Genomic DNA, 23556 nt, shown 5'->3' with positions numbered 1-23556 from the left:
CTTTAAATTTAAGAGATCAGAAGCTAAACCGCGCTAAAAATTCCTGCAACTCCTCCTTCAAAAGCTTCGGGTTGCTGATGCCCAGGGTCTGGTTTACCAGGGCATTCTCCCTGACTTTCAACTCCGACAGCTTGAGGTGCTGGTTGATAAAGATAAACTCCAACTCGGGAATCAGCTGCTTCAGCTCGTCGACGATGTCGAATATTTTGATGGTGCGTTCGACCAGGTTGTAGGTGCCGCGTGGCAGGTTGGCGGTGAGCAGGTTGTTGAGCGCTTTTGAGATCAGGTCGATGTGGATGAACGAGCGCGATTGTTTGCCGTCGCCCTGGATGGTGACCAGCTTGTTGAAGTTGGCCTCCCACACAAACTTGTTGATGACCGAATCGAACCGCATGCTTTTGCTATAGCCATAAACGTTCCCGCAGCGCATGATCCAGGTATCCATTTTGTCCATGAGGCGGCGCACATGCTCCTCGCCCCGGAGCTTGGAGATGGCATAAAAGCTTTTGGGATCGGTGACCGACTGCTCGTCCACGGCGGTTTCGGATGAGCCGTAAACGCCGGAACTGCTGGCATAGATAAACTTCTTGACGTTGCTTTCCTCCACGGCATAGACCAGCTCGGCGGTGCCCCAGTGGTTCACCTGCTCGTAGGCATGCGAGTCGGCATGGGCAAAGGGGGTGGTGACCTTGGCGGCCAGGTGATAGACCACATCCACGCCCTTCAGCACTTTGCGCAACATCCGGGAGTCCAGCAACTCGCCCTTTACAAAGGTGAGCTTGGCATGCTTTTGCAGCTTGAGGCCCAGGAATAAATTATAGTTTAACCGGCTCAGGTTATCGTAAATGATCACCTGTTCAACCGAATCATTTGCAACCAGTAAATTGATTAGCTCAGTGCCCATGTAGCCGGCACCGCCCGTGACGAGAACCTTCATTCTTTCTTTACGCGCTTATTTAGTAGTGACTAGATCTGTATTCAGGCCGCATTCCACCTTGTTCATTCCGAACCAACGGGCTTCGCGTTCCTGCATTTCAGGGTCCAATTTACGCGTACAAGGCTCACAACCTATACTGACAAATCCCTTTTCTTCCAGCGGATGCTTGGGCAGCTTGTATTCCTTTTGGTATTGCCAGATCATTTTTGGATTCCAGTCGAGCATGGGATGGAACCTGAGGCACCCGTGTTTGGCGGGCTGCTCCACTTTCATGGCGGCGCGAACGGCGCTTTGGTCGGCGCGTACGCCATTGATCCAAATGTCTTTGGCCAGGAGGATGGCATCCATGGGGGCCGTCTTGTTGAGGTGGCAGCAATGGTCGGGGTCGGAGGTGAAGAGCAGGCGGCCTTCGGGGTCGCGCTGCATGAACTTGGGAACGTCCGATTTGAGGTCGATCGTGTTGAGTCCGAACTGCTCGGTGATCTGGTCGCGGAAGCTCACGGTCTCCGGAAAATGGTAGCCCGTGTTGATAAAATAGACGGGGATTGACCGGTCTATCCGGCTCAGGATATGGAGCAGCACCAGGCTGTGCGATTGGAAGGAAGAGGTCGTAAAAAGGGTCTTTCCGGCCTCTTTGTACTCATTTAGCTTCGACTGAATACCTTCAAAATTCATCAACTTGTCGTTTAATTAAAACATTCTAACTGCCTAATAATCAAATTGCCCATTTGGCGGTGCCGAAGAATTACTTAAACCACTATCTTCGGTTGCCTTAAACCAAACCATACCTATCCCTTGAGCCCTAAATATCGCTTACTTTTGGCGGTCTTGCTCACCCTGCTTGCCTTTTATAGCCAGATAGTGCGTGCCCAGACCAAAAAATTCGAACAGGCGTATTCGGTGAAGAACGCCTCGAATTGCAACTGCTCTCTCTTCGTAACGCAATTAATCACAAATTCATCCGCTTGTGATAAAAAAGATGGTGCAATTTCTATTAGCACCACCGGCGGTTCGGGTGATTTCCTCTATCAATGGAAGAACCAATCGGGCATTGTCGTGGCGTCTACGAAAGATCTGACCGGGGTATTGCCCGGCAGTTATTTCCTGGAAGTCACCGACATTCAAAGCCCCTACTGCGGTACCTACATCTATGGGTTCACCGTCAACTCCAACCTGATCCTCAACGCCGCGCACACAGACGTGACCAATTGTGCTGTGGCTAACGGCTCGATCACCCCCACGGTTACCGGAGGCTCCGGGACCTATACCTATCGCTGGAAAATGACCGACGGAACCGAGGTCACCACCAAGAACCTGACAGGCCTGAAGGCCGGATCGTATTTGCTGGTCGCCACCGACGCTAAGCTGGGATGCTCAGTGTCTGCTTCCGTCTATGTCAGGACCAATAATCCCCTGACGGTCAATCAAAATTCGCTTACCTCCAACACCTCTTGTGCCACGCCAAACGGCGGGGTGGACGTGCGTGTTGCGGGTGGATCGGGTCAATATCAATTCTACTGGTATGACCTCGCAAGCTATGGCGTGGTCTCCGACAAGGAGGATCTGACCGGCATGAAAGGAGCCGACTATAGTGTGTTTGTGAGCGATAAGGTCTCGGGTTGTTCCGGCTACCAGTACTACACCGTACCCGAGCAGACCGTGCATCCTCAATTTTCCCTGAAAGATATCACCGCTAACACGCAATGCAGCAGCCCCTTCAATGGGGCGGTCACGCTGGAAATTACGGGCTCTTCCGGACCGTTTGAAGTGACCTGGCAGAAAAATGACGAGACCGTTAGCACGCTACAAAACCCCACCAACCTGAACAGTGGGGTTTATAGTTTCATCATCACCGATAGCCAAACCAAATGCCAGACCATCGTGCCCGACACCGACCCTAATGCGCTTACCATTACCGATGAGTCGATTCCCCATATCAAAGTAAACCTTGATGTGGTCCAGGATAATACACAATGCATCAAGTTTGACGGTGCGCTTAGCGTTTCCGTTGACGATCCGAAAGTGCCTTACACGATCTCGTGGACAGGCCCCAACAACTTTACTTCCAGCAAAGCTTCTCTTACCGGGCTCGCGGCGGGCAATTATTTTCTGACCGTGGAGGCTTCCTGCAACAAACCTCCGGTCATTGCTCAACCCAGTCCAACGCTGGAGACCAACCAGATCACCCTCGACCTGCTGGCGCTCACCACCGACCCCGACAACAACCTGGATCCCACCACCTTTGCGATCGTGGACCAACCGCTGAGCAAAGCCCGCGCGGTAATCAACTCGGACCATACACTGGATATTGATTACAACGGCATTACCTTCAAGGGCACCGACCAGGTAAACGTGAAGGCCTGCGACGTGCTCTCGGCCTGCACGGAAAGGATCTTATCCTGGACCGTAGACGTGAAGGTGGAAGCCCCCGTCACCAAAACCGGCGAGGTCATCGTGCATAACGCGGTGGCTCCCAACAGTCCCGGCGACAATCATTACATGCGGATCATGAACCTGCCGGTCGATAACAAAGTGAGCATCTTCAATCGCTGGGGCGACCTGGTGTTTGGCACCCAAAACTACAACGACGAGACTCCCGGCAAGCGCTTCGAAGGTTTTAGCAGCGACGGCAAGAGTCTCCCTTCCGGCACCTATTTCTATAAGATCGAATTTGCAGACGGACGCTCGGCGCTGACCGGCTATCTCGCTTTAAAGCAATAAGTCACTACGACTACTATGAAACACTTTCTACCCGGCCTCCTGCTTTTCGTCGCATTGCTCCCGGCCCAGGCACAAGAAGATCCCTTGTATGCGCAATACCTCAACAACCCCCTGGTGATCAACCCGGCCTATTCCGGTTTGAATCGCAGCTTCAATGCGGCGGTCACCTATCGCCGGCAATGGGGTGGGTTTGACGGGGCACCGGCCACCGGAAGCTTGACCGCCCATACGGCGCTGGCCGACAACAAAATGGGGGTGGGTATGGTGTTCGTGCGAGACAAATCGGGGAACACGAATAACACGGAAACCCTGGCCACATATGCGTACCGGATCACGGGGCACGGCAGAACCTTGTCGTTCGGTTTGCAGGGCGGGTTCATCAATTACAAGATCATGAACTCGGAGCTGAACCCCTACGATCCCACAGACCCCGCCTTTGCCGCCAATCAAAGCATCATCCGCCCCAGCGTCGGGGCCGGTCTCATTTTCAGCAGCGAACGCTTTTTCCTGGGGTTGTCGGCCCCCCGCCTGTTGAAGGCGGACGACACGTCCGGCGACGTTACCTCGCGGCTCTACAGCCAGCATTACTACTTCATGGGGGCCTATGTGTTTCACCTCACGGAGCGGGTCCGGTTCAAGCCCTCCGTGCTTTTTAAGGGGGTGAAGGGAGCGCCGTTCTCTACCGACTACAACGCGGCGGTCAACCTGGACGAGCGTTATACGGCAGCCCTGTTCACCCGCAATTTCAACACGTACGGCTTTCTGGCTCAGATTAGGTTGGGCGATCTATACCGGTTGGGGTATGCTTTTGAAGTGCCCACCAATTCGTCGGTCGGCACGCGATTTACCACCCACGAGTTCAGCTTTGGGGTGAACCTGGCGTTCCTGAAATCGCACGAGACAACCATCACAAACTTCTAAACCAGGGCCATTTTTGCACAGAAAGCGGTTTTAAGCGGCTGGAAACTGAACCTTTTGCGAGGAATTCGGTTTACCTTTACCACATGAAGGTTAAAGTTTCCCGAAGAGAACATTTTAACGCGGCGCACCGCTTGCACAATCCTGCCTGGACGGCCGAGAAGAATCAACAGGTATTCGGGAAATGTAACAATCCCAATTATCACGGCCACAACTACGAACTTGTTGTCAGCCTTATTGGCGAACCTCATCCCGAAACCGGGTATGTGTATGATCTGAAAGTGCTGAGCGATCTGATCAAAGAGAGCGTGCTGAAGAAATTCGATCACAAGAACCTGAACCTGGATACTGAATATTTCAAGGATATCAACCCCACCGCCGAGAACATCGCGGTGATGATCTGGAGGATATTGCGTCAAAAAATTGATTCGAATTTGGAACTGAAAATTACTTTGTATGAGACAGAAAGGAATTTCGTTGAATATCCGGCCGCTTAAACCGGAGGACGACGACTTTGAAGATGAACATCCCTACTCTTCCATCGAGACGCCGTTGCGCGCCGATGCTTTCGAGCTGGATGACGATGTGAAGATCGAGCGGATCGAAAAGCATTTCACCGAGATCATGAACATCCTGGGTCTGGACCTGAACGACGACAGTTTGAAGGGAACCCCCCGGCGTGTGGCCAAGATGTATGTGAAGGAAGTTTTCAGTGGCCTCAATCCCAAGAACCGTCCGAACGCTCGTCTGTTCGAGAACAAATACAACTACGACCAAATGCTGGTGGAGAAGGACATCACCTTCTACTCCCATTGTGAGCACCATTTTGTGCCCATCTATGGCAAAGCACACGTCGCCTATTTCAGCAATGGCAAAGTGATCGGCCTCTCCAAGATCAACCGCATCGTGCAGTATTTCGCCAAGCGACCGCAGGTGCAGGAGCGCCTTACGGTGCAGATTGGCAAGGAGATAGAGCGCGTTTTGCACACCGAAAACGTGGGCGTGGTCATCGATGCCAATCACATGTGCGTGGCTTCACGGGGCGTGGGCGACACCAACAGCAAGACGGGAACCGCGTATTTCTCCGGAAAATTCAAGGACGAGAACATCAAACGCGAATTTTTAAATTATATCAACAGCAAATAGGCGTAAAAATGACTACTTTGGTGGTACCTAAACCTAAGTAGTCACTTTACTATGTCCCTTGAGAAGGATATCATGCTTGCTGACGTTCGCAGCGAACATCAGCGTGCGCTTATTAACATCCTGTACACCTACTATTACCTCGTCGACAGGATGAACAGTCTCTTCAAGAAAAACGAGGTCACCCGGCAACAATACAACGTGTTGCGAATCCTCAAAAAACACAACCCCCATCACATCTCCGTCAACGTCATCAAACGCTCTATGTTCGACAAGATGTCGGATGTTTCCCGGATCGTGGAGCGCCTGCGTATCAAAGGGTTAGTCCAACGCCAGAGCGGGCTGAAGGACAAGCGTTCCGTCGATGTGAGCATCACCGAAAAAGGCCTGGAATTACTGAGCATCATGGACCCGCAGGTCGACACCCTGGGGCAGCTTTTGGGAAATCTTACCGAACCCGAAACCCTCGTGCTCAATACGCTGTTGGATAAAATAAGAACATTGGAAGAGACCACTCATATAAGTGGTGCAACGCGCGGTCATCATTCCGATGAAAAAATTATTACTTTAGCAGCGCTAAAATTATAAAACTATGGCATTCGATTTAGACATGATCAAAGCCTTGTATGCGAAAATGCCCGCCAGCATCGCCAAGGCTCGAAAAGTTGTTAACCGACCTCTCACCCTCTCCGAAAAAATCCTCTACTCCCACCTCCACACTGACCAAAAACTGGAAAACTTTGGACGGGGTAAATCGTATGTTGACTTCGCTCCCGACCGCGTAGCCATGCAGGATGCAACCGCGCAGATGGCGTTGTTACAATTCATGTCGGCCGGAAAGCCCAAGGTGGCTGTACCTTCAACCGTACATTGCGACCACCTGATCGTGGCCAAAACCGGTGCAGCCGAAGACCTCACTGTAGCCAACACCGAAAGCAAGGAAGTATTTGACTTCCTGTCTTCCGTGTCCAATAAATACGGCATCGGTTTCTGGAGACCGGGTGCCGGCATCATCCACCAGGTGGTGTTGGAAAACTATGCCTTCCCCGGAGGTATGATGATCGGAACCGACTCGCACACCGTGAACGCCGGCGGCCTTGGGATGGTCGCTATCGGGGTGGGCGGTGCCGACGCCGTAGACGTGATGGCCGGCATGGCCTGGGAGTTGAAGTTCCCCAAGCTGATCGGTGTGAAGCTGACCGGCAAACTCAGCGGCTGGACCGCCGCGAAAGACGTGATCCTGAAAGTGGCCGGTATCCTTACCGTGAAAGGTGGAACAGGTGCCATCGTAGAATACTTTGGCGAAGGCGCAACGTCGATGAGCTGTACCGGCAAAGGAACCATCTGTAACATGGGTGCCGAGATCGGTGCCACCACTTCTACGTTTGGCTACGACGCTTCCATGGAGCGCTACCTCAATGCCACCGGCCGTGCCGAAGTGGCGAAGCTTGCCAACAAAATAAAAGAACACCTCACGGGCGATCCGGAAGTCTACGCCAACCCTGAGAAATATTTCGACCAGGTCGTAGAGATCAACCTCACGGAACTGGAGCCTCACCTGAACGGCCCCTTCACTCCCGACCTGGCAACCCCCATTTCGAAGATGAAAGAGGAAGCCTCCAAGAATGGATGGCCCACACGTGTAGAAGTCGGATTGATCGGCTCTTGCACCAACTCCTCTTATGAAGATATCTCCCGCGCCGCCAGCCTGGCCCGCCAGGTAGCCGACAAAGGATTGAAGACCAAATCGGAATTCACCATCACGCCCGGCTCGGAAGTGGTGCGCTACACCATCGACCGCGACGGGTTTATCGACACCTTCGAGCAGATCGGTGCGAAAGTTTTTGCCAATGCCTGCGGACCTTGCATCGGTATGTGGAACCGCGTGGGTGCCGACAAGAAAGAGAAGAACACCATCGTTCACTCGTTCAACCGCAACTTCCAGTCGCGCAACGACGGCAACCCTAACACGTACGCGTTCGTAGGTTCACCCGAACTGGTAACGGCCATTGCCATTGCCGGCGACCTGACCTTCAACCCGGAGACCGATTTCCTCACCAACGAAAGTGGCCAGAAAGTAAAGCTCGACCCCCCTACCGGCGACGAATTGCCGAAGCGTGGTTTCGATGCCGAAGATCCCGGCTACATTGCTCCGGCAAAAGACGGCAGCAAGGTGCAGGTGAAAGTAAGCCCCACCTCTGACCGCCTCCAGTTGCTGGCACCTTTCAAAGCTTGGGAAGGTACCGACCTCCGCGGCCTGCGCCTGCTCATCAAGGCAAAAGGAAAATGTACGACCGACCACATCTCGATGGCCGGCAAGTGGCTGAAATACCGCGGTCACCTCGACAACATCTCCAACAACCTGCTCATCGGCGCCACGAACTTCTTTAACGAGAAGATCAACAGCGTGAAAAATAACCTGACCAGCCAGTTTGACGAAGTACCCAAAGTACAACGCGCATACAAAGCCCAAGGCATCGGCTCGATCGTGGTAGGCGATGAAAACTACGGTGAAGGCTCCAGCCGCGAGCACGCGGCGATGGAACCCCGTCACCTCGGCGTTCGCGCGATCCTGGTGAAGTCATTCGCCCGCATTCACGAGACCAACCTGAAGAAGCAGGGCATGCTGGCCCTTACGTTTGCCAACAAGGAAGACTACAACAAGATCCAGGAAGACGACGTGATCGACATCACCGGCCTGACCACCTTCGCTCCGGAGACCCCTTTGACAATCGTTCTGCACCACAGCAACGGCACGGAGGAATCCATTTCCGTGAACCATACCTACAATAAGGGACAGATCGAATGGTTCAAAGCCGGCTCCGCCCTCAACATGATGGGTAAAGGCGCCAGCAAGGCTGCACCTAAAAAAGCAGCGGCGAAAACTGCAGCCAAGCCGGCTGCGAAAAAAGCTGCGCCTAAAAAGGCAGCTAAGAAAGTCGCTCCGAAAGCCGCCAAAAAAGCAGCGCCTAAAAAAGCGGCGAAGAAAGTAGTGGCGAAGAAAGCGGCTCCAAAAAAAGCGGCGAAAAAGGTGGTCGCTAAAAAGGCGGCGCCGAAAAAGACCGTTAAAAAAACCGCTAAAAAGGTAGTGGCGAAAAAAGCCGCGAAGAAGGTGGCGAAGAAAAAGAAGTAGAATACTGCAATACCTTTAACTTTGGAAAAAGTCCCTGCCCCAAAACGGTAGGGACTTTTTTTTTGCCAGCCCTTTCTTTTCCGTCACGATACCCCCATACGCCGCTGCTAAAATAACGCCCGGAATCGCCAACATCCATGCCCCTCACACCGTTAGTAACGCAGCATTTACGAACAAATGGAAAAGGTCCTCTCTCTCTTTATTTTTTTATCGACGACAACACTCTTTGCTCAGCAGGTCAACTATGATTCCCTGGCGCGTAAAATTGTGGAGCGGAATGTGATGGTCAAAGCGGGTGAAACCGTTTACATTTTTAGCGATCAAAACGGTGTGTCACTCATGGAGGCCTTGGAGAAGGCTTGTGCCGCGCGAGGGGCCACGGTCTATCCAAAATTAAATCCCGATAAATTTCAAGGGACCGAAAGCATGAACACGTTCCTGGAGAAAGAGCTTTCTCCGGCTGACAAGTTTGTGCATTGGCTAAACACGACCGATGTCTGCATCATTCTGACTCCTTTCGATAAAGACCCGAAATGGCTTTTTAAAGATCTGGGGCATACGCAAAGTGCTTCGGTGGACCAACCGTCTGTGCGCGACGCCCTGATAAAGACCCATGCCCGCATCCTGTACATCAACCTCCCCACCCGCGCTTTTGCCGAAGGATTATCATTGAATTATAATGTCTACGAGGAAATGAGCTGGTATGCCATCGACGCGCATTACGACAGCGCCCTGGCAACGCGCGTGAACCAACTGAAAAGTTTGTTGGCCAAGGCCAAACAAATACGGATCACCTCTCCGCTCGGAACGAACCTCACCTTCTCCACCACCGGGCGTCCCGTGCTTTCTTATGACGGACAAATTACCACGGAAGAGGCGGCCGGGCGCGCCTTATTCAAAAAGATCGACAAGCTTCCCGCCGCCATGCTCGAAGTGAGCCTTGTCGAAAATTCCGCCAACGGCAAAGTCGTCGTTTCACAAACGGAATGCGACTATGAAGCTGCGCATCAGGCCACGCTTATTTTTGCCGGCGGAAAATTACAGACCCTCACCGCCCAGGACGGTGGCGAGTGTCTGAAAAATAAGTTCGCGTCGCCGCAAGGACCTCAAGATGTGGTGGGCAGCATTTCGTTCGGGTTCAATCCCCTGCTAAAACCGATGGATACCGGCGGTGGTCTCTACTGGCCAAAGGCCGCCGCAGGCGTGGTAACGCTCACCTTGGGAAGCAATCAATTTGCCGGAGGAAACAATGCGATCGACACGCCGCAAATCAGTTTTCCGCTCACCAATGTAACGGTGGAGATAGACGGGAAGGTAGCATTTAAGACGCCTTGAGCGCATTTAGTCCAACCTAATCCATCCGGTGACTTCCCCGATGCTTACCAAAACTTATCAGCACCCCTTGTAACGTTTTTTTTCATGCCGCGTCAAAAGCAAAAATCGGCGCGTATGGAATCTGGTCTTCCCATTTCAAAAACTGCCGGCGGTCTTTCCCTGATCGCTGCTCCACTGGTATTTGCCGCTTCCACGTTCTTTTGGAAAGAGGGTCAGTATGGTGTGACGGGCGGAACGCTCATCAATCTATCGCAGGTGCCCTGGATCATCGCCTTCATCGTGCTTTTTGATAAGTTAAAAATGGAAATGCCACGCTATGCTACCGTGGGATTGATCGTCGCCATTTATGGTTGTCTTTCCGGTGCGAACTTCGGTTTTGTCGGTGTGTATGGTGAAGCGTTTCAGATTCCGCATAAGACCTATTTGGAAACCTTGTCGCATTATTCGCTTAGCGCCAATCTGTTGTTATTCTGGCCGGGACCGTTGTTCCCCCTCAGTCTATTGGTCCTCGGAATTGTTTTGATCCGCCAGAAGAAAGTCGAGGTGTGGTTGGGTGCCTTGTTGTGTCTTGGGGCGATCGCTTTTCCGTTGAGCCGGATCCCGCGGATCGAGAGTATCGCCCATGCTGTGGATATTTTGTTAGCCCTACCGTTGGTGGTTATGGGATACAAGGAGTTGATCACACCCAAAGTTGAGAATCGCCCGAGCCACTCGATCGACCAGTAAAATCCGCCCCCCGTACATCTGAAAAGTCTGTGCCCGCTCTCGGGATCTCGAAATCCATACCCTCTCACGGGTACTGACTACCCTCTTGAGGGTATAACGCATCACACCTGGAGGGTAATTTGACTCCATTTTCCTTGTGCATACAAGGATTTCTTGTGTAGCGGGCTAATATTGCAGCGTATTTAGAATCAGTCTAATTAAAATACCCACTATACCAACTTAAAATACCAAACTATCATGCTTAAGGCTTTCAGAAAGCACACCCTTATTTTAACCGCCGTTGCCGCGCTGGCGGCGTGCAGCGACGACGATGTTAAACCAGATTTGCGAGCGGATGTTGACTATTCCACCCTGGATGAAACCGCAGGGTATGCCAGCCAATTCACAGACCAAAGCGGTGCCTCTACCGTTGACTTTACCGAAGGCAACTACCGCCTCAAAATGTTCCAGGCGCTCAACTACCACTCGAGCTCTTCAGTAACCGCGAAAACAACCATCGACGCCAACGTATTGAAAAGTTTATATGCCAATTCGGGCAATCCATTTTATGATATCAGCACGTCGTCTGTTTCGGTGACCGGTGCTACGCTGAACGGTTCGGGTTTGCAACTGCGCAACATCACGGCTTCATCGCTGTCGGCTACGGAAGCAGAAGCCGTCCGTACGAAAATTGAAGGCGACTTTACCGCCATTGCTACCGCCAGCCTTTCGGTCAATCAAACCGCTTCCAGTGGTGTTGCCGGCAAGTTGGGCAACTACCTGGTGGACGCCAAGGGAATTGAACAGGCACAGATCATCCAAAAATCTCTGATCGGCGCCTTGCAATTGGACTACATCTCTAATGTGTTGTTGAATAAAGGCCTGGAGGCCGACAACTACAGCGTTGTTTCCGAAAAGAACTATTCACAACTGGAGCACAACTGGGATGAAGCCTATGGCTTGCTCACGTTGAATGACGTTTATCTGAAGGGTTCAACGGACGCTACACGCGCAACGGTAGAGTTTGCGTTGGGTTCTTACATCTGGGAATACAACAAAGCCGCCTATGCCAAGATCTACCCGGCATTCCTGAAAGGACGCGCGGCTATCGTGAACAACGATCGTGCAGAGCTGCAGACGCAAGCCACATTTATTCGCACCGAAATGGAAAATGCTATTGCCCGCGCCGCTTTGGGTTACCTGGACAAATGGAAAACCGGCTCCGACGATCCGGCCCGCGCGCACGCTATGGGTGAAGGCCTTGGGTTTGTATACTCGCTGCGTTTTGCCACGCTTCACGGAGCCGACGCAGCGTTCTCCGACAATCTGCTCAACGGATTGGTGGGTTCGGCCAATGGCTTCTGGGACCTGGACGCTACCAAGATCAACACGGCATCGGACGCCATCAAAGTGAAGTTCGGTCTCTGATCAAAAACTCAAATTCATTTATGGTGGGTCGATGCTTTGGCATCAACCCACCTTTTATCATTTAAATAAGACTATGTCATTTTTGAATCGTAAGCATATCCGCCTCGCCGGTTTGATCGGTCTGATGGGAATTGCCTGGGCGTGTGGCAGCAGCGACAGCGGAACGGACCCCGTGACCGACCCCCTGGATCGCAAACCGATGTTGGAGCATTGGGCGGACAATATCATCATTCCCTCCTACAACAATTTCAAAGTAAAGCTCGATGCCATGACTACCGCGTCGGATGCCTTCCGTGCCAACCCGGCCACCACCACCCTATCGGATTTCCGCGCGGCCTGGGTCAGCGCCTACACCGAGTGGCAAAAGGTGGAATTGTTCGAAGTCGGTCCCGGCGATAAATACACCATCCGGAATTTCTTCAACATCTATCCTGCCGACGAGGCGGGCATCGCCGAATACATCGCGAACCCTTCGGCCAACATGGCCGTGCCCGCAGCCTATCCACGCCAGGGATTTCCCGCACTGGACTACCTGATCAACGGACTGGCCGACGCGGACGAAGACATCCTGGTATATTATACAACCGACGCCAGTGCAGCCCAACGTCTGGCCTATATCAAACGCATCACCGACCGCATGAACGATTTGCTCGCCAGCGTGTTGGGCGAATGGAAGGGTGACTATCGCGAAACGTTTGTCAGCAAAACGGGTTTGGACATCAGCTCTTCTACCGGGTTGATGGTGAACGCTTACGCGCTTTACTATGAACGCTTCATCCGTTCGGGCAAGATCGGCATTCCCTCGGGTGCCCTCACGTCGACCGGTGGCACAAAGCATCCTGAAAAAGTAGAGGCGTATTACAAACGGGATATTTCGCGTACGTTGGCGGAGACCGCACACCAGGCGGCCATCGACTTCTTTAACGGCGTGAATGTTTTGACCGCACAGGAAGGCCCCTCCTTTAAATCTTATCTCGATGCACTGGGCGCAAAAGATGGCAGCACGGGCACCGCATTGTCGGCCATCATCAACGCACAGTTTTCGGTGGCCGACGCAAAGATCAATGCGCTGTCGGCGGACTTCTATGCGCAGGTGCAAACAAACAACCAGGCCATGCTCGATACGTATGCCGAATTGCAAAAGGCCGTGCGCATGCTGAAGGTAGACATGACCTCGGCCATGAGCGTGACCATCACCTATACCGACAACGACGGCGACTAAAATCCCGGGCCATGCAGACGATAGCGCGCTACATCAGCAAATCCACTTCCGCCGCACCCCTGGCGGTGTTCCGGGTTGCTTTTGGTGTGATGCTGTTGTTGAGCATCGTCCGGTTCTGGGCCAAGGGATGGATCAAAACGCTCTATATCGATCCGCAATATTTCTTCCCGTTCTACGGCTTCGAGTTTGTTAAACCGCTGGGCACGTACACGTATTTATTGTTTGCGCTTTGCGCTTTGTCAGCCTTGTTTGTGGCGCTGGGGCTTTTCTACCGGGTGGCGATCGTCAGTTTGTTTGTGAGCTTCACCTACATTGAGCTCATGGACAAGAGCACCTATCTCAACCATTATTATTTTGTGAGCATGGTGTGCCTGCTCCTGATCTTCCTGCCGGCGCATGTTTATTTTTCGGTGGATGCGTGGCGAAACAAAGGGCTGCGGGCCACCCACATTCCACAAGTGTGCATCGATGTGCTCAAGGCTTTTGTGTGCATCGTGTATGTCTATGCGGGATTGGCCAAAGTGAACAGCGATTGGCTGCTCCATGCGCAGCCCCTGCGCATTTGGTTGCCGGCCCACAATGATATGCCCTTGATCGGTCCGTTGCTGAACTACACGTGGATGGCTTTCCTTTTCAGCTGGGTCGGTTGTCTTTATGATCTCTCCATTCCTTTCTTATTGCTAAAGAAGGTAACACGTCCCTATGCGTATATTGCTGTTGTCATTTTTCACGTGCTCACGGCGGTGTTGTTTCCTATCGGCATGTTCCCGTATATCATGATCGTGACCGCGCTGATCTTCTTTTCCGCCGAATTTCATGAGAAGATCATTGACCGCCTTCGAAAAATATTCAGATCAACCGCCTCTGAAACCTTCTCGGCTTATCAGTTTTCACCCGCAGCATCCAAGTTTACAACGGGTGCACTGGCTGTCTTTTTATTGATCCAGGTGGCGCTGCCGCTGCGTTACCTGCTGTACCCGGGCGAAGTTTTTTGGACGGAGGAAGGCTATCGTTTTTCGTGGCGCGTGATGCTGATGGAGAAGGCCGGTTTTGCTGAATTTACCGTGAAAGACGAAGCTGGAAAACGCGTGGTGGTGAACAACAAAACGTTTCTCACGCCCCTGCAGGAAAAAATGATGGCCACACAGCCCGACATGATCCTGCACTATGCGCATGTGTTGGAGGCACATTTCGCGGAGCAGGGTTTTCAATCGCCGCGGGTCTATGTGGATTCCTATGTCGCCTTGAACGGCCGGCTGGGAAAACCGATGATCGACCCGGCCACGGATCTTTCGAAACAAATTGAATCGTTCCATCATAAATCGTGGGTATTACCCTTCAACGATGACATCAAAGGTTTTTAGTGCTTTCGTGTTTTGTTTTTTTACAGCAGTGGCATTTGGACAAAATACACTGCATGGCACCGTGCTTTCCCGATCCGATAGCTCCGCCATAGCGAACTGCACAGTGCACGTGAATGATGGAAAACAAATGGTGACCAGCGATCCTCAAGGCCGTTTTACGATACACGACCTGGCCGACGGAACCTATACGCTTCATCTCACGCAAAGCGACTTCCGCTATAGAAAATTAGAGACCACCCTGAAAGGCGACAACCCGTCGATCGTTGTTTACCTGGAGCCATACGACGTCACCCTGGAGGAGGTGGTGGTGACAGACCAGAGCGGAGACCTGGGACTTGTGCGGATGCGCGCGGTAGAGAATATGGGCATCTATGAAGGAAAAAAATCGGAAGTGATCTTGCCCGACCAGTTGGTGGCCAATCTCGCTACCAACAATGCCCGCCAGATCTATTCGCGCGTTGCCGGTCTGAATATTTATGAGAACGATGGTGCCGGTCTTCAGCTCAGCATCGGCGGCAGGGGACTCGACCCAAACCGGACCGCCAATTTTAATGTGAAGCAGAATGGCTACGATATCAGCGCCGATGCTTTGGGGTATCCCGAAAGCTACTACACGCCCCCCACGGAAGGCATCGGGCGCATCCAGATCGTGCGCGGCGCGGCGTCGCTTCAATATGGCACGCAATTCGGCGGGCTGATCAACTTTGTGATGAAGCGACCTACTGCCGACAAACGGCTGGAACTGGTGGCCCGCCAGAGCGCCGGTTCGTTTGGTTTCTACAACGCGTTCACCAGCGCCAGTGGCACCGTGAACAAACTTAGCTACTACACTTTTTTTCAATACAAACGTGGCGACGGGTGGCGCGACAACTCGCATTTCGACAGCTACACGGGCTATGCCAACGTAAATTACCAGGTATCGGACAAAACAAAGATCGGGGTCGATGCAACGCTGATGAGTTATCTGGCCCAGCAACCGGGCGGGCTCACCGACGAGATGTTCAAAGCCGACCCTCGGCAAACCAACCGGGCGCGAAACTGGTTTAAGGTGAACTGGAATTTGTTTGCCTTGCACGTCGACCACAAGGTCGACGAAACCAGCGAAGTGAACCTGCGCGTGTTTGGCTTGTCGGCTTCACGTTATTCACTCGGTTTCCGGCCTAATCGCGTGGCCACGGTCGACGACAACAGCGAGCGCGATCTCATCAAGGGAGTCTTTACCAACTGGGGGGCCGAAGCACGCTACCTGAAGCGCTACACGCCCGCGGGCAAACACGCCGTGTTGCTGGTGGGCAGCCGGTTTTACAATGGCTTCAATCATAGCAACCAGGGGCTGGGCAGCAACGGCAGCGACGCCAATTTTAATTATGTGAATCCGGAGGACTACATCACGTACGACTATCGCTTCCCAAACCGGAACGTGGCGCTCTTCGCGGAGAACATCTTTTATCTCCATGAAAAATTTTCGGTTACGCCCGGCATCCGGTATGAGTACATCGATACAAAAGCAAACGGTTACTACGGGAACATTACGCGCGACCTGGCGGGCAACGTGATCGACATCAGCCGCACCGAAGAATCGCGCGATAACCACCGGCAATTTATTTTGGGCGGGATTGGGTTGAGCTATAAGCCCACGGGGCATGTGGATGTGTATGCCAACCTCTCTCAAAACTACCGCTCCATCACCTTCAACGATATGCGGGTGGCCAACCCATCGTCGGTCATCGATCCCAACCTCACCGACGAGAAAGGCTATTCGCTCGACCTGGGGATTCGCAGCGAGCAGACCACCCTGTTCAATTACGACGTCAGCCTTTTCTATCTCAACTACAACAACCGCATCGGGGAAGTGCAGACCTATGACGCCAACAACCGTGTGCTCCGCGAGCGGACCAACATCGGACAGGCGTTGATACAGGGGATCGAATCGTACGTGGAAAGCAACCTGCTGGGATTGGCCGATCCTGCGCAAAAGGATTGGAGTGGTGTGGTGTTTGTGAACGCGGCTTTTATTCATTCGGAATACCACTCTAGCGACATTCCCGGTGTGAAGGGAAAAGAAGTGGAGTTCGTGCCGAAAGTAAACGTGAAGACGGGCGTGAGGCTAGGGCATAAAAAATTGCAGGCATCGTTTCAATACACGCATTTGTCGGATCAATACAGCGAAGCCACCAACGCCGTCGATGGGGGCGTGTCCGGTGTGGTGGGCATCATTCCCGCCTATTCCATTATGGATGTGAGCCTCTCCTATCCATGGAAAAAATTTCGCATCGAAGGCAGCGTGAACAACCTTGCCAATCAAATGTATTTTACCCGCCGGGCCACCGGCTATCCCGGACCGGGGATCCTGCCTTCGGATGGGCGGAGCTTTTATGTGACGCTCCAGGTAAAATTATAGCAGGTCCATCCTAAACCGAGCCACTCCGGCTAGATTTTTGCGTTTGCTTATCCGCCTAAAAATGGGTTAGTTGAAACACTGATTTTCTCACTCACGCACATATCATGACACATCTACCACACTTTGTTACCGACCTGGGGCTGATCCTCGCCGTGGCGGCCATCACCACGCTGATCTTCAAAAAAATAAAACAACCGGTTGTCCTGGGCTACATCATCGCGGGTTTTCTCGTGGGCCCGCACAGTTCGCTGTTGCCCACCGTGGCCGATGAGGATGGTGTGAAGACGTGGTCGGAGATCGGTGTGATCTTTTTGTTGTTTACCCTGGGACTGGAGTTCAGTTTTAAAAAGCTGGTGAAAGTGGGCGGCTCGGCTTCCATTACGGCGTTGGTAGAGATCGTCCTGATGATCGGCGTGGGCTATCTGACGGGCACCCTGATGGGCTGGTCTATGATGGACAGTATCTTTCTCGGCGCCATCCTGGCGATGTCGTCGACCACCATCATCATCCGGGCCTTTGATGAAGCGGGGGTGCGCACAAAAAAATTCGCGACGCTGGTCTTTGGCATCCTCATCGTGGAAGACCTGGTGGCGATCTTGCTGCTCGTGTTGCTTTCCACCTTGGCGGTGACCCAACAGTTTGGCGGAGGACAGTTGCTGGCGGAAATACTGAAGCTGGCGTTCTTTTTGATCTTGTGGTTTTTGGCCGGCATCTTTTTCATTCCCACGTTTTTAAAACGCACCAGCAAACTGCTCAACGACGAAACAATGCTCATCGTGTCGCTGGCACTTTGCCTGGCCATGGTGTTGCTGGCGGTGAGGGTTGGGTTCTCTGCAGCGTTGGGGGCCTTTGTGATGGGCTCCATCCTGGCCGAGACCACACAAGCGGAGCGGATCGAGCATCTCGTTAAATCGGTGAAAGACCTGTTTGCCGCCATCTTCTTTGTGTCCGTAGGCATGATGATCGATCTGCAGGTTTTGGTTGACTACGCCGTGCCGGTCCTGGTGATTACGCTCATCACGATCTTTGGAAAGCTCATCGCTACGACGCTCGGCGCTTTGCTGTCGGGCCAGTCGTTGAAACATTCGGTGCAGGCCGGGATGAGCCTGGCGCAGATCGGTGAGTTTTCGTTTATCATTGCTTCGTTAGGGGTTTCGCTGAACGTGACCAGCGCCTTCCTCTACCCCATTGCCGTAGCCGCCTCCGCCGTCACTACGTTTACCACGCCGTTCATGATCAAACAATCGGGCAACTTCTACGCGTTCCTGGAGAAGCGTTTGCCGCAACGGTGGGTCAACAGCCTGAACCGCTACAGCAGTGGTTCGCAGCAACTCTCCGCCTACAGCGATTGGAAAGAACTGATCCGAACCTACACCATGAATGTGGTCATTCATGCGGTGATCCTGGTAGCCATCATTTTTCTATCGCAACGCTTTCTCTACCCCACCCTCGTCAACATCGTTCCGGATGCTTTTGCCTCGCGCATCATTACCATTGTGATCACGCTGTTGCTGATGACCCCTTCGATCTGGGCGTTGGCCATACGAAGAATAAACAAGGAAGCGTACGCCAACCTATGGTTGAACCGAAGACTGAACCGGGGCCCGCTCATCGCCATCGAGATCACGCGCATCGGCATTGCTGTTGTTTTCGTTGGGGTATTGATCAAAATGTTTATTTCGTTATCGGTGGCATTTGGCATAGCACTTTTCGCCATGGCGCTGGCCGTCGTCATCTTTTCTCAAAAGCTGCAGGCCTTTTATGATCGCGTGGAAGGACGCTTTCTCCGGAACCTGAACGAGCGCGAGTTGCAAAAAACACCCCGCCCGGAGATCACACCGTGGGACGCCCACCTGGCCGACTTTGAAGTGCTGCCTGAATTTCCACAGGCCGGCAAACAATTGCAGGAACTTCAACTTCGCGAAAAATACGGCGTGAACATCGCGCTCATCGATCGCGGAAAGATCTCCATTCTCGCCCCCGATCGCTACGAACGCTTGTATCCCGGCGACCGGGTTTCGATTATCGGCACGGACGATCAACTCGCCACGATCAAAGAGCTGTTTGAATTCACCGCTCCCGGTGGCGCGGAAGCCGAGATCCATTCCGACGAGATCATCCTTCAGAATTTTAAAGTAGGCAGCGGCTCGCGTCTCCACAACAAGATCATCCGGCAATCGGGCATCCGCGAAGAAGCCCAGGCGTTGGTGGTGGGACTGGAACGCAACGGGGAACGCATCCTCAATCCCGACTCGACCGTGAAGTTGGAAGACGGTGATGTGGTTTGGATCGTTGGCGTAAAAGAAAAAGTGAAAGCGTTTCTGTCTTAGGCGAATTCCCCATCAGGGTTTATTTAACGGATTGTTTAGCGGACCACTCGATTGCCTGTCGTATCAGTTTCCTGTAGTTCGGATTCGTGTAACAGGAAGGCCCGTGCCCCAACTGGATGCAAATGACATCCGAGTTTCCGTAGTGATTGACCCAGGCGAGATAGTGCATACTTTTTGGGTGTGTGGTGCTCAGCAATGGTTTTACACGCGGCAGTATTTCAACGTCGCTATACACTTCATCCACTACGTCAAAGTCACTTATGCCGCGGGTCACCGGGTGCTTTTTGCCTTCCACTTTCACCGGGATGTTCACATCGTGCTCGTAGTTGGCTTTCAGCGTGTCGCCATTCACGACTACGGGTTGGGTGTGGTATTGGCCGCCCACGATCTGCAGGAACTTGGGCCATTTCTGATACGACACCAGGGCATGATGGAGGAAGATCATGGAGGAGCCTTTTTTCAGAAGGCGGATGTAGGCCTCCTGCTGTGCAACAGAAATAGAGTCGGCTAAGTCATAAAACACAAGTACGTCATATTGGTTTACTTCCGGCGAAGCGATGAGCGCGTTGGCTTGTGGCTGAACCAGGCTATCATAGGTAATGGATGGGATGGCGTTAAAAACGTCGTAAAACGGTTTGTGTTTAAACCCATGTCCTCCGGTCACGACAAGCACCTTGATCTTTTTCGGTTGTGCGATGGAAAAATGAATACAGCCCGTGAGAACAAAGAGGAGTATAAAAGCTTTTGGCGAGAGTGTTTTTATCATACGATCAAATTACAAATTTTCACTTTATCGAAAGGCAACTATTCAAGCGCCGGCTTCTTTTTTGTTTGAAGGGGAAGTTTCGAAACCGAACAATTTTGTCCGCTTTAAATGTCTCCCAGAATTCCAGAATGACGAAATTGGTACTCCTTCGCGGTTGGCCTGGTATTGGCAAGGCAACCGGTAGTAAACGCAGGCCCTATGCTTCTTCATTATCTTAAAATTGCCGTCAGGATCTTTACCCGGAACAAGCTGGTGAGCATGATCAACGTTTTCGGATTGAGCGTGGCCCTCACGGGGTGCCTGTTGATCGGCATTTTTATCCATGATGAACTGCGTTATGATCGATTTCATGAACATGCCGATCGCATCTACCGGGTCACCCGCAACTTTATCAACCCCGACGGCAGCGTCCAGATGCATCTCGGGCACCTCGCCCCTCCGTTTGGCCCCTTGTTGAAAAATGACTTTCCGGACATCGTCGAGTCTACGCGTATCGCTGGTGGTTTTGAGGCCTTGGTATCGCCTTTGGAAAAAGGTAAACCGGACAGCTATCGGGAAATTGAAAATGCGTTTTTTGTCGAGCCCTCGGCTTTTAAAGTTTTCTCCATAAAGATCTTATCCGGCACCCGCCAAACGCCGCTCGACAAACCGTTCACGCTGATGATCTCGGATGAAATCGCGCAAAAGTATTTTGGCACGACCGACGTTGTGGGAAGGGAAGTAAAATTCTTTGAAAAGGTGGCAGAGATCACGGGCACTTTCAAGGCCTTTCCCCCGCAATCGCACTGGCATCCAAACGCGTTGGTCTCCTTCAAGACGCTCGACGACGATGCGTTTTATGGTGCAGAAAAAATGAAAAATGAATGGGAGAACAATTCCTTTCAGACCTATGTGCTGGTCACCGACGATTTCGACCCGGAAAAGACCGCTCAACAATTCCCGGCATTCATCGACCGACACATGCCGGTCAGAGACCAGGCACAGAAACCGAGTGCGTCCACCAGCCTATTTCTTCAACCCCTTACCTCGATCCATCTTTACTCCCACCTGGACTCCGAAGTCGAGACCAATGGTGATATCAACCACGTCTATGCCATGGGCGCGATCGGAGTGTTTCTGATCGTTATCGCTTGCTTCAATTTTATCAACTTGTCCACCGCACGTGCCACGGAACGCGGAAAAGAAGTGGGGCTCAGAAAAGTTTCCGGCGCCGGGCGGAGGCAATTGATCTTTCAATACATCGGCGAATCAACGTTGACGGCGCTGCTGGCCATGATCATTGCCCTTGCCGCGCTGCCCGCTTGCCTGGTGTGGTTGAATGCCTTCACGAATAAATCCATCGTCCTTATTGATTATACCAACCCGGTCCACATCGCTGTCCTCATCGGATTTGTGTTGATCATCGGCACCCTTGCCGGGTTGTATCCCGCCTTTGTTATCTCGAGTTTCAAACCTGCGCAGATCCTCAAAGGTCAAAGCGGATCGACCTTAAAAGGCGGTGGCATCCGGCGGGTGCTGGTGGTGACACAGTTTAGCTTATCCAGTATCATGATCATTGCCACCCTGATCGTTTACCAGCAACTTGATTTCCTGAACACCAAAGAACTGGGCTATAAAAAAGAACAGGTCATCGCCTTCTCCTTTCCTTCCGAAGCCGACGATCGCTACGATGCATTCTACAACACGATCACACAACATCCGGCCATCGCAGAGGCCACCCGGTCTAGCCGGATTCCCACCGTGCGATTGCTGGAAACAAATTATGTCACGCGGCCGGATCTTTCGGCTGAGAAAGTGATCATGAAGAATGTGGGCGTCGACCGGCATTTCTTCGGCACGTACAATATTCCTATTGTCAGCGGCAAAAATTTTCAAAAAGAAACGCGAGCAGGTCAATCCTTCGAGGAAGGCGTAGCGAGCGGGTTCATCCTCAATGAAAGCGCCTGCAAATTGTTAGGATGGCGTCCGGATGAAGCGGTGGGCAAGGAAATCGTCAATGGGGGTATCAACGGAACCGTAACCGGGGTTGTTAAAGACTTTCATTTCGAATCGTTGCATGAGCCCATTACACCCATTGTTTTTATCACCTATGTGAAACCACGCCTCGTCTCCGTTCTTGTTTCCGCCTCCGCGATGAAAGAAGGCATCGACCACATTGCAAAGGCATGGAAACAATTGGGCAGGCCGGACCTGTTCAAATACGAGTTTGTCGACGACCGGTATAGCAACCTCTACGACAGCGAGGCGCATCAGCAGGAATTGTTCATCGCCTTTGCTACCGTTGCCATTTTTATTGCGTCGCTGGGTCTGTTCGGGTTGGCCACCTTCAATGCTGTTCAAAGAAGCAAGGAAGTCAGCATCCGCAAGACATTAGGCGCGTCGGTGCAAAGCATACTTCAATTGCTCAGCAAAGAAATTATCATCCTGATCCTGATCGCTAACGTATTGGCCTGGCCGGTGGCCTGGTATTTTATGCAGGAGTGGCTAAACAAATTTGCCTATCACATCGACATGAGCATGCTCACCTACGTTGGCGCGGGAGCATTCACCTTGTTGGTCACCTTGATCACCATCAGCACGCAAACGCTGCGCGCGGCCCTGACCAATCCGGCAACCATGCTGAGGAACGAATAAGATCGGATTTACGGTCCCGCTGGAAAGCATACGTCCAGTGGTGCCGTTGCCCAAAACAAATTCTGCTTGGAAGAACTTCCGGTTCTGCTTATCTTGGGTTTTAAATTACAACAAGCATGAATAATCGTTGGCGTAATCGAATCAGCTTTTGGCTGCTCTGCATCATCCCCTTCGCCTTTGTTTTTTTACTCGGGCGATATCTTGGCCCGACTTGGTTTGCGGTCCCCCTTATGCTCTACGTGGCCATTTACAGACCCGTCCTTGCTATTTTTAGATTGCTACAATTGGGCCTGATTGAAAAAAGGAATGCCTGGAAAGCGTTTATTCCTTTTTACTACACCCACTACACGGTCGATCTTTGGGTTGGATAATATCATTTCTTAGGAAGGGAGCCAATGAGCTCCTTTTTGTTTTTCCATCTAAAATTGCGCTCGCCTTATCATTCCACGTTGAAATCGAAATAGTCAAATCTCCCACAGGTAAAGGATAAAACGATAATACCGGGGCAAAATCCGGTTG

18 protein-coding genes are annotated in these 23556 nt (G+C 52.2%); 15 read left to right on the top strand and 3 right to left on the bottom strand.

Translation table 11 applies throughout. From position 1 onward, the window contains the following. Positions 1-16: 16 nt before the first annotated feature. Both D4L85_RS21905 and D4L85_RS21900 read right to left on the bottom strand, forming a co-directional pair. Positions 17-937, bottom strand: coding sequence for an NAD-dependent epimerase/dehydratase family protein (locus tag D4L85_RS21905; RefSeq protein WP_119756310.1), 921 nt, complete (start codon positions 935-937; stop codon positions 17-19). Positions 938-952: 15 nt separating this feature from the next. Next, positions 953-1612: a phosphoadenylyl-sulfate reductase gene (locus D4L85_RS21900; protein WP_119756309.1), complete on the bottom strand. Its 660-nt coding sequence runs from the start codon at positions 1610-1612 to the stop codon at positions 953-955. 120 nt (positions 1613-1732) lie between these two features. Between D4L85_RS21900 and D4L85_RS21895 the strand changes: the two genes are divergently transcribed. The 13 genes from D4L85_RS21895 to D4L85_RS21830 all read left to right on the top strand — a co-directional run bounded on the left by D4L85_RS21895 (position 1733) and on the right by D4L85_RS21830 (position 19637). Beyond that, a complete protein-coding gene (locus tag D4L85_RS21895) occupies positions 1733-3658 on the top strand; it encodes a T9SS type B sorting domain-containing protein (RefSeq protein WP_119756308.1) in 1926 nt (641 codons plus the stop codon). Between the two features lie 15 nt (positions 3659-3673). Then, a complete protein-coding gene (locus D4L85_RS21890) occupies positions 3674-4579 on the top strand; it encodes a PorP/SprF family type IX secretion system membrane protein (RefSeq protein WP_119756307.1) in 906 nt (301 codons plus the stop codon). A gap of 83 nt (positions 4580-4662) precedes the next feature. Further along, on the top strand, positions 4663-5073 hold the full coding sequence (locus D4L85_RS21885) for a 6-pyruvoyl trahydropterin synthase family protein (protein ID WP_119756306.1): 411 nt from the start codon (positions 4663-4665) through the stop codon (positions 5071-5073). Further along, positions 5033-5722 carry a GTP cyclohydrolase I FolE gene (folE, locus tag D4L85_RS21880; protein ID WP_119756305.1) on the top strand — a complete coding sequence of 230 codons (690 nt, stop codon included), beginning with the start codon at positions 5033-5035 and terminating at the stop codon, positions 5720-5722. The genes D4L85_RS21885 and folE overlap by 41 nt, the downstream gene beginning before the upstream one ends. 51 nt (positions 5723-5773) lie before the next feature. After that, positions 5774-6307, top strand: coding sequence for a MarR family winged helix-turn-helix transcriptional regulator (locus D4L85_RS21875; RefSeq protein WP_119756304.1), 534 nt, complete (start codon positions 5774-5776; stop codon positions 6305-6307). A 4-nt stretch (positions 6308-6311) separates the two neighbouring features. Continuing rightward, positions 6312-8852, top strand: a complete 2541-nt coding sequence (locus D4L85_RS21870) for an aconitate hydratase (protein ID WP_174236168.1) — start codon at positions 6312-6314, stop codon at positions 8850-8852. A gap of 177 nt (positions 8853-9029) precedes the next feature. Further along, positions 9030-10187, top strand: coding sequence for a 2,5-dihydroxypyridine 5,6-dioxygenase NicX family protein (locus D4L85_RS21860; protein ID WP_119756303.1), 1158 nt, complete (start codon positions 9030-9032; stop codon positions 10185-10187). A gap of 114 nt (positions 10188-10301) precedes the next feature. Continuing rightward, positions 10302-10913 carry a hypothetical protein gene (locus tag D4L85_RS21855; protein WP_119758894.1) on the top strand — a complete coding sequence of 204 codons (612 nt, stop codon included), beginning with the start codon at positions 10302-10304 and terminating at the stop codon, positions 10911-10913. A 237-nt stretch (positions 10914-11150) separates the two neighbouring features. Further along, positions 11151-12320 carry a DUF4856 domain-containing protein gene (locus D4L85_RS21850; protein ID WP_119756302.1) on the top strand — a complete coding sequence of 390 codons (1170 nt, stop codon included), beginning with the start codon at positions 11151-11153 and terminating at the stop codon, positions 12318-12320. Positions 12321-12393: 73 nt separating this feature from the next. Next, positions 12394-13542, top strand: coding sequence for an imelysin family protein (locus D4L85_RS21845; protein ID WP_119756301.1), 1149 nt, complete (start codon positions 12394-12396; stop codon positions 13540-13542). An 11-nt stretch (positions 13543-13553) separates the two neighbouring features. Further along, positions 13554-14906, top strand: a complete 1353-nt coding sequence (locus D4L85_RS21840) for an HTTM domain-containing protein (protein WP_119756300.1) — start codon at positions 13554-13556, stop codon at positions 14904-14906. Then, positions 14887-17307, top strand: a complete 2421-nt coding sequence (locus tag D4L85_RS21835; protein ID WP_119756299.1) for a TonB-dependent receptor domain-containing protein — start codon at positions 14887-14889, stop codon at positions 17305-17307. Before D4L85_RS21840 ends, D4L85_RS21835 begins: the two co-directional genes overlap by 20 nt. A 104-nt stretch (positions 17308-17411) precedes the next feature. Then, the gene (locus D4L85_RS21830) at positions 17412-19637 is read left to right on the top strand and encodes a monovalent cation:proton antiporter family protein (protein ID WP_119756298.1); all 2226 of its coding nucleotides are present in this window, start codon (positions 17412-17414) and stop codon (positions 19635-19637) included. A gap of 19 nt (positions 19638-19656) precedes the next feature. Here D4L85_RS21830 and D4L85_RS21825 read toward each other — a convergent pair whose 3' ends face one another. Next, positions 19657-20403, bottom strand: coding sequence for a ThuA domain-containing protein (locus tag D4L85_RS21825; protein WP_119756297.1), 747 nt, complete (start codon positions 20401-20403; stop codon positions 19657-19659). Positions 20404-20601: 198 nt separating this feature from the next. On the opposite strand from D4L85_RS21825, the gene D4L85_RS21820 reads away from it, so the two are divergent. Then, positions 20602-23037, top strand: a complete 2436-nt coding sequence (locus D4L85_RS21820; RefSeq protein ID WP_119756296.1) for an ABC transporter permease — start codon at positions 20602-20604, stop codon at positions 23035-23037. Between the two features lie 116 nt (positions 23038-23153). Continuing rightward, a complete protein-coding gene (locus D4L85_RS21815) occupies positions 23154-23408 on the top strand; it encodes a hypothetical protein (protein WP_119756295.1) in 255 nt (84 codons plus the stop codon). The last annotated feature ends 148 nt before the right edge of the window (positions 23409-23556 follow it).

It is taken from the genome of Chryseolinea soli (genome assembly GCF_003589925.1).
GTDB classification, from domain to species: Bacteria; Bacteroidota; Bacteroidia; order Cytophagales; family Cyclobacteriaceae; genus Chryseolinea; species Chryseolinea soli.
Note: the sequence above shows the minus strand (reverse complement) of the source record. Positions and strands in the feature narration are given on the sequence as shown.